This window comes from Trinickia dabaoshanensis, assembly GCF_002879885.1.
Taxonomy (GTDB): Bacteria; Pseudomonadota; Gammaproteobacteria; order Burkholderiales; family Burkholderiaceae; genus Trinickia; species Trinickia dabaoshanensis.
On record NZ_PNYA01000054.1, the window covers coordinates 1 to 5,978 of the forward strand.

Genomic DNA, 5,978 nt, shown 5'->3' on the forward strand with positions numbered 1-5,978 from the left:
GCGGCATCATACGACGCACCAGGGCTTCTTTTCGTTCTGCTGAGTAGGCTTTCATTCATGCCGATTCTACCGCCCCCGGACCTCGTCTAAGATTCAAACGACACGACAACTAGTCTGACGCCGGGGGTGCCTTCTTGATATCGTACAACTTGCCGAGGTTAACAACGCGACGTTATGTGGGCCTCGGCCAACGGTTGAGTCCGCATCGCAATTTAAACGTCTACCTCTATAGAGGTTTTTCCGATGGACATCGACAATCCTGCGACACCCGAGTTTGCCTCCTGGATGAGCTACAACCGTTTCGCGCAGCGTGTCCGTCACAAACGACGCTACGTTTGGGACGACCACGTCAAGGCGTTCATTGCAACGGTCTTGGCAACGCTGAGGGGGAGAGATCGCGTATTACCGGACGGAATGCAGTTGCTTCGGGCCCAGCGGGGAATTGACTACTGCACCCTAAGCAAAGAGGAGCCCGAGCAGCCGACCGGTTACAAGGCCGACCGGATGAAACCGCGCCCAAATCAAGCGATGGAAGGCCGGGCGAACGCTGCCGGTGTCTCCGTGCTCTATCTCGGCACCATGCTGCAGACGGTCATTTCAGAAGTGCGACCGTGGGTGGGCTCGGAGGTTTCCGTCGCACAGTTCAGATTGAATCGGGAATTGCGTGCTCTCGATCTTTCATGCGGCCATGGTCAGTCCGCGGCCATGACCGTTCTTGACCACCTCGTGAACGAGACTCCATTGTCATTGGAGGACAAGGAGAAAGCTGTCTGGATCGACATCGACAATGCATTCTCAACGCCGGTTACCAGGTCTGACGACACCGCAGATTATGTGCCCACGCAGATACTGGCTGAGGTCTTCGCGAGCGAAGGATACGACGCCATTGTCTACAAAAGCCAGTTCGGTGAGAAAGGCTACAACATCGTGCTGTTCAACCCGAACGATGCCGATGTAGTAAGCTGCGCGCCTTTTTCCGTCACCGGCTTCGAGATCTCATTCAGGCAAACGGGAAATGCCTGGTTTTCGACTGGGGGCTTTCCGAAGCAGGAAGAATAGGAAGGGAATGCTTTTGGCTTTGTGGTTCGACCACTCAACCCGCGACGAGCACTGGTTTCAGTATCCGCTTCTACCGGTTGTAGAGACAAATTTCCGCTGCAGGCCTACTGCGAAGCCTTTGATGGGCCCTGTTCCCCCTCTGGTAGTCGGTAGAGGTCAAGAGCTGGTTCGACCATCGCGCCAGAGAACAATATTGGAGATCACGCATGAGCTGGCACCACGCGGATTGGTTGTCTTTCGCGCAAGCGGTCGCTTCGACCGTCGCGATTGCCGGCGCCTTCGGCGTCGTGTTTCTTCAGCATCATCTGGAAGGCAAGCGACGCAAAGCGGCAGAGCGGGAGGAAGCCCGGCGTGTGCTCCGAATTGCGGTCGCCTTCACAAATAAAGCCTGGACGGTCGTGAAGTCGGTGGGAGAGTTGCGAGGTAACGCCGAGTTAACTGATCGAGAAATTGACCGGCTAAAGCAACGCAGTGACCTGAATCAGGTGCTTGAAGCGATGAACGGCCTGCCGATCCATATTCTTCCGACTGCGGTTGCTGCGGAGCAGGTGATCCGCGCGCGGAGCGAACTGGCGGCCGCGTGCTTCGAAGGCGGCAAACGAAGAGACGTCGACGGACCAGGTACTCAAGAAGCGGGTGCCATGTGGGCAAAGTGGGCTGCTCGCCTTGCCGACGCTACAGAGAAGCTCCGCGCGGAAGACGAGCAGTTGGCTTCGCAGTGATTCGCCGATCATCGTCTGTACTTCGCATACGCCCATTGATCGTCCACGACTATGAGCATCGATCGACGAGTTCCCGTTCGGCGCGCGTAAATGGCCGTTACTCCGCACGTGGCTGCCATAGAGGTGACGCCGGGCTTGGCGTCGGGAACGGGTCGAGTCTGTGTGAAAACTTCCGCCGGACGCACCGCCTTACAAACTCCGCTCGCTAGATCGCCGCGTGCGGGCTTCGAAGCGGTTCGGGAGGGGTAAGGCGACACCGCAAAACCGGATAGTTTCGAGTTTTCACACAGCCTCGGTCGGGTTGCGACCTTCCCGCGGTGCCGAGCGTCGAGACGGCATCGGCGGTCGCTGGTCGGCCATCTGCGGACATCGGTCCGAACTTCCTATGGACGTTCACACATCCGCTACATGTTTAACTACGAGGTGTGACGCTACAAACCGTCGGGTAGCAGCAGTCAGTTGACTACCGAGGCAACAAACGTCATAACTGCATAACGTAGTTCGTCGCCGATACGAGCGCCTCAGCAAAACTTTTCTTTTCCGTGAAGGCGGTTTTGAACCCTGCCGTGATCGCGTCGGAACGCTCAGGTGGCGTTCCATGGTGACTCGGATTATTTATCATATTGTCTCCGAAATTGTATTGCGTCATGGCAAATACTGCGGCCGGAAAATTAGCTCTTTGAAGCTTTCGAACCCCAGCAAAATAACCCGCAAAAAAATCAGCTTGTAATTCCGCCCTTTTCACCGTTGGTTGGCCGGCGAGAAGATTTTGCGTGAGCCCTTTTCTATGTTGAACAATATGCCCGAACTCATGTGCGCACACTGCGGCCACGCTGGCGTCTGGATTCTCTGGTCCACTCATCAATCTATTTAATAAACGTTGCCCGAAAAGTACCGTGCCGTCCGACCGATTCAATCTCACAGCCGGCGTTGCATAGGCGTTAAGTCCATCGCTGTCATCGTAATATGCGAACCCCGGCAATACATCAAATACGTCTGAAATCTTCGCGAGAGTTTGAGCGAGGGCAAAATCCAATTTTTCATTTCCAGATTTCGGAATCATCGGTTCTGAGCCCGTGATGTACATGCGTGTATCTGGGGCATCGTCGAAAAAACTGGCTGCCTGCTCGGGAGTCAGCATACATCCGGGACCGTGGATATGGGCGCCAAGACTGGTCCGCGCATAGGCGGGGATGGAAGATATTTCCCACCCCAACAATAAAAGGCCCCCTAGTACAACTTCACGCCTAGCTACCATGCTCGCCCCCCTTCAATCGCCAATTCATCCGTGAACTGCGGTTTTCACAAAGGTCAACGCGCTAGCATAAATTCGGGAATTGTTGACAGGCCGCCGAAGACCGTGGGTCCGTAGATGGAGTCGGATCAGGCGGGTTAGGACCAGGAGTTGGCGCGGGACTGGGCAAGGGTTGTGGCGCACCGACACTGAAATTTGCGTACTCAATTCGGTTCGTCATGGCACCAATACCAAGTACCCATGCCGATGTGCCATTTTGATGTGTAGCTTGAAGGGAATAGAGGATGCCGGTGGGCAAAGGCACTTGTTGCATTACACTAATTTTCGAGACGGGGCCGAGTTGGATCAGTCGGGGATCTTTCCCAGTTCCGCCAGTTTGTGCAGCGATCGCCTGTAGCAGCTGTGGGCCATACCAAGTCAGATTTAGCGTGCCAGTTTGCAATTGCTGAATCATCGCGCCTAGCAACTGCCTCGGATCGGCTTGAGCCCATGCACTTTTATGGATTAGCAAGAAACTCGCCACCGTGAACAGAATCGCGACTATTCTTCTTCCAAGAACGTTTCCCCGATGCATGGCAACCCCCGTGTTTTAAAGTTCGGGACTACCCTATGCAAAGCATAGTAGAAAATTAGGCAATGCAGTAACTTATTTAATCCAAAGACCTCAGAGGCAAGCGCACCGGCCACTTGGTTCCCCACCGGAATAGCTGCGAACACTACCGGCCACGAAGGCAACCGCTGCCGGGAGCCGCAACGCGGCAGGACAAATGGCCGCTTCGTTTTGAAAGCGGAAGTAGATCTTGCGCTGGGCCTACAGGCCGCTCAGGGTCGAAGTCGCCCGTTGCGGAGCAGCGGCCGGCCGAATTCAGCCATCAAGCGGGTAGACCTCGCCTTCATCGCCCCGGATGACGGCGGAAAGCGCCACGGCCAGTTGCATAGCCGCCGCCATCGTTGGATCGACTGCGGATAAATTCCGAGGCGCGTTGAAACTTGCACGGCCCCGACTCCAGCTAAAGGTCTTGATCCATTCGCCATCGACAAGCATCGCGACATCGCCAGGTCTTCCCGGAATCGAAATTCTTTCGCCCGTCACTGGATTCACCGACGTGACCGGGCGCTCGTCTTCTTTTACAGAGGCTTGCCCGCGGATAATAGCCCGCCATTCATCCAGCGAGATGGACGGATCACGTTCGATGTGCAGTCGATAAGCCATGGCAGAAACCGGAACGGCAGCAGAGGATTACGCTAACACGAATGACGGGTTCGGGGAGCACCGGGTAATCGCAAGGGGGCACGAAGGTGCCGTCGAGCGGCGCGGGGCAGCATCGGATGGCATCCGGCCATTAAGCGTCATTGGTTTGCGTCGATGGCGAGACGTTGAGGCGTCCCATTTGGCTCAGGGAGCGGACACCCAAGTCATGCTATGCGCCTTTTTCGTAAGCGCGAATTTAAGGGCACCACCTAGAATCGGAAGCTGAACCAACGAGCAAGACATTTCCGGAGGACTTTGGTAGCGCGAGTTGGATGTGCTCTTTCGCGCAGAGACATCCCGAGCCTCTACGATGATGGACCGGGAGCATGGCCGCGGCCGCGCCTTGCCCGTGATAACGAGGCGCCTCGCTCCCTGATGTCCGACGAGACGCTCACAACGCTCGGCTGACGCCGAACATGGGTACGAGATCGTCGCCACACAGTAGCATTATGTTTAGTCTTTAACGCGCGAGCGATATTTTATGCAAACGAGGCTTCGTCGAGATTCGGCAGTTGGCGGAACGCTGGTTTTGCGAATAGGTAACCCTGCATGAGGGTGACACCTTCGGCCAAGAAGAAATCGCGCTCGCCCTTTGTCTCGATGCCTTCTGCGATCACGCGAATGCCCAAGTCATTAGCGATGGCCAAAATCCCCTTGACGATCCGTTGACGTACCGAATTTTGATCGATGTTTCGAAGCAGGAACATGTCGAGTTTAACGATGTCGGGTTGGAAATCCACGAGCAACGCCATCCCCGAATAACCCGAACCGAAGTCGTCGATAGCGGTGAGGAAACCGTACTCCTTGTACGATCTGAAGACGTTGACGATGTGCGTCCGGTCGGCGATGAATTCGCCTTCGACCGTCTCAAAGATGATCTTGTCCAGCGGAAAGCCATGCGTTTCTGCCGCCCTCAACGTCGTTCGGATGCATGCTTCGGGCCGGTAGACGGCATTCGGCATAAAGTTGATCGATAGGTGCGCGTCCAGTTGCAGTTCAGCCGCCGACGCGATGGCAACTTGTCGGCATCGCTGGTCGAACGGGTACTTGTTCTGTTCGTCGATCTGGGACAAAACAAAACTTGCCGGCTCCCCGTTCGCGCCTCTCACCAGCGCCTCAAATGCAAAAGGCTTCTGGCGCTTCATATCCACGATGGGCTGGAAAGCAAAGCCTATGTCCATTGACAATGCATTTCCGTCCCTGCATGCACTGCAGCCTCGCGACGGGGATGACGGCGATGGAAGTTCGTTCATGTTGAAAGCCTTCATTGGCCGATTCTGGCTGCATCTCGCAGCAGCATCGGGATCAGCGGTTCGGCGCCCCCCGGGGGAGACGCAGCCGCCAGGTGTCTCGATAACGCGTCGATCACGGCTTGGCGCTAGCTGGCTGAACGCCTGCTGGCGCCGAGCGTGCAACAATCGGCCTGGACGCGTTGAGCGCGTTCGTCAGCCTGTCGAACGGGCCGAAGGCACACATTGCCGAACGGAGAGCGCCGTTGGCCCAGGTTACTTTGTTAACGGCCTTGAAAGCGGTAGCTTTAGCGGCAGCATTCCCCGTCCCCGGTGGCACATGCGCTAGTTGGGATAGCGCGCGTCATGCTTCTGACCCCAGCCGGAAGACCGCTACGGAGTCGGCAAGCATGCGTCCCTGATCGTCGAGCGCCTTTGACGCGGCAGCGACTTGTTCGACC

5 protein-coding genes are annotated in these 5,978 nt (G+C 56.3%); 2 read left to right on the forward strand and 3 right to left on the reverse strand.

Going from position 1 to position 5,978, the window contains the following annotated elements:
* The first annotated feature begins 243 nt into the window (after positions 1-243).
* Both C0Z18_RS32170 and C0Z18_RS32175 read left to right on the forward strand, forming a co-directional pair.
* Entirely contained in the window at positions 244-1,059 is an 816-nt protein-coding gene (locus C0Z18_RS32170; protein ID WP_102649509.1) for an RES family NAD+ phosphorylase, read from the forward strand.
* Between the two features lie 206 nt (positions 1,060-1,265).
* Positions 1,266-1,781, forward strand: a complete 516-nt coding sequence (locus tag C0Z18_RS32175; RefSeq protein WP_102649510.1) for a hypothetical protein — start codon at positions 1,266-1,268, stop codon at positions 1,779-1,781.
* A gap of 481 nt (positions 1,782-2,262) precedes the next feature.
* Here C0Z18_RS32175 and C0Z18_RS32180 read toward each other — a convergent pair whose 3' ends face one another.
* The 3 genes from C0Z18_RS32180 to C0Z18_RS32190 all read right to left on the reverse strand — a co-directional run bounded on the left by C0Z18_RS32180 (position 2,263) and on the right by C0Z18_RS32190 (position 5,541).
* Positions 2,263-2,922: an ImmA/IrrE family metallo-endopeptidase gene (locus tag C0Z18_RS32180; protein ID WP_199189608.1), complete on the reverse strand. Its 660-nt coding sequence runs from the start codon at positions 2,920-2,922 to the stop codon at positions 2,263-2,265.
* A 979-nt stretch (positions 2,923-3,901) separates the two neighbouring features.
* Positions 3,902-4,249: a hypothetical protein gene (locus C0Z18_RS32870; RefSeq protein ID WP_146014167.1), complete on the reverse strand. Its 348-nt coding sequence runs from the start codon at positions 4,247-4,249 to the stop codon at positions 3,902-3,904.
* Positions 4,250-4,767: 518 nt separating this feature from the next.
* The gene (locus C0Z18_RS32190) at positions 4,768-5,541 is read right to left on the reverse strand and encodes an EAL domain-containing protein (RefSeq protein ID WP_233217586.1); all 774 of its coding nucleotides are present in this window, start codon (positions 5,539-5,541) and stop codon (positions 4,768-4,770) included.
* Between the last annotated feature and the right edge of the window lie 437 nt (positions 5,542-5,978).

What these genes read in the sequence shown, in the direction of transcription:
- C0Z18_RS32170 (WP_102649509.1), top strand. Translation starts at nt 244, where the DNA reads ATGGACATCGACAATCCTGCGACACCCGAGTTTGCCTCCTGGATGAGC.
- C0Z18_RS32175 (WP_102649510.1), top strand. Translation starts at nt 1,266, where the DNA reads ATGAGCTGGCACCACGCGGATTGGTTGTCTTTCGCGCAAGCGGTCGCT.
- C0Z18_RS32180 (WP_199189608.1), bottom strand. Translation starts at nt 2,922, where the DNA reads ATGCTGACTCCCGAGCAGGCAGCCAGTTTTTTCGACGATGCCCCAGAT.
- C0Z18_RS32870 (WP_146014167.1), bottom strand. Translation starts at nt 4,249, where the DNA reads ATGGCTTATCGACTGCACATCGAACGTGATCCGTCCATCTCGCTGGAT.
- C0Z18_RS32190 (WP_233217586.1), bottom strand. Translation starts at nt 5,541, where the DNA reads ATGAACGAACTTCCATCGCCGTCATCCCCGTCGCGAGGCTGCAGTGCA.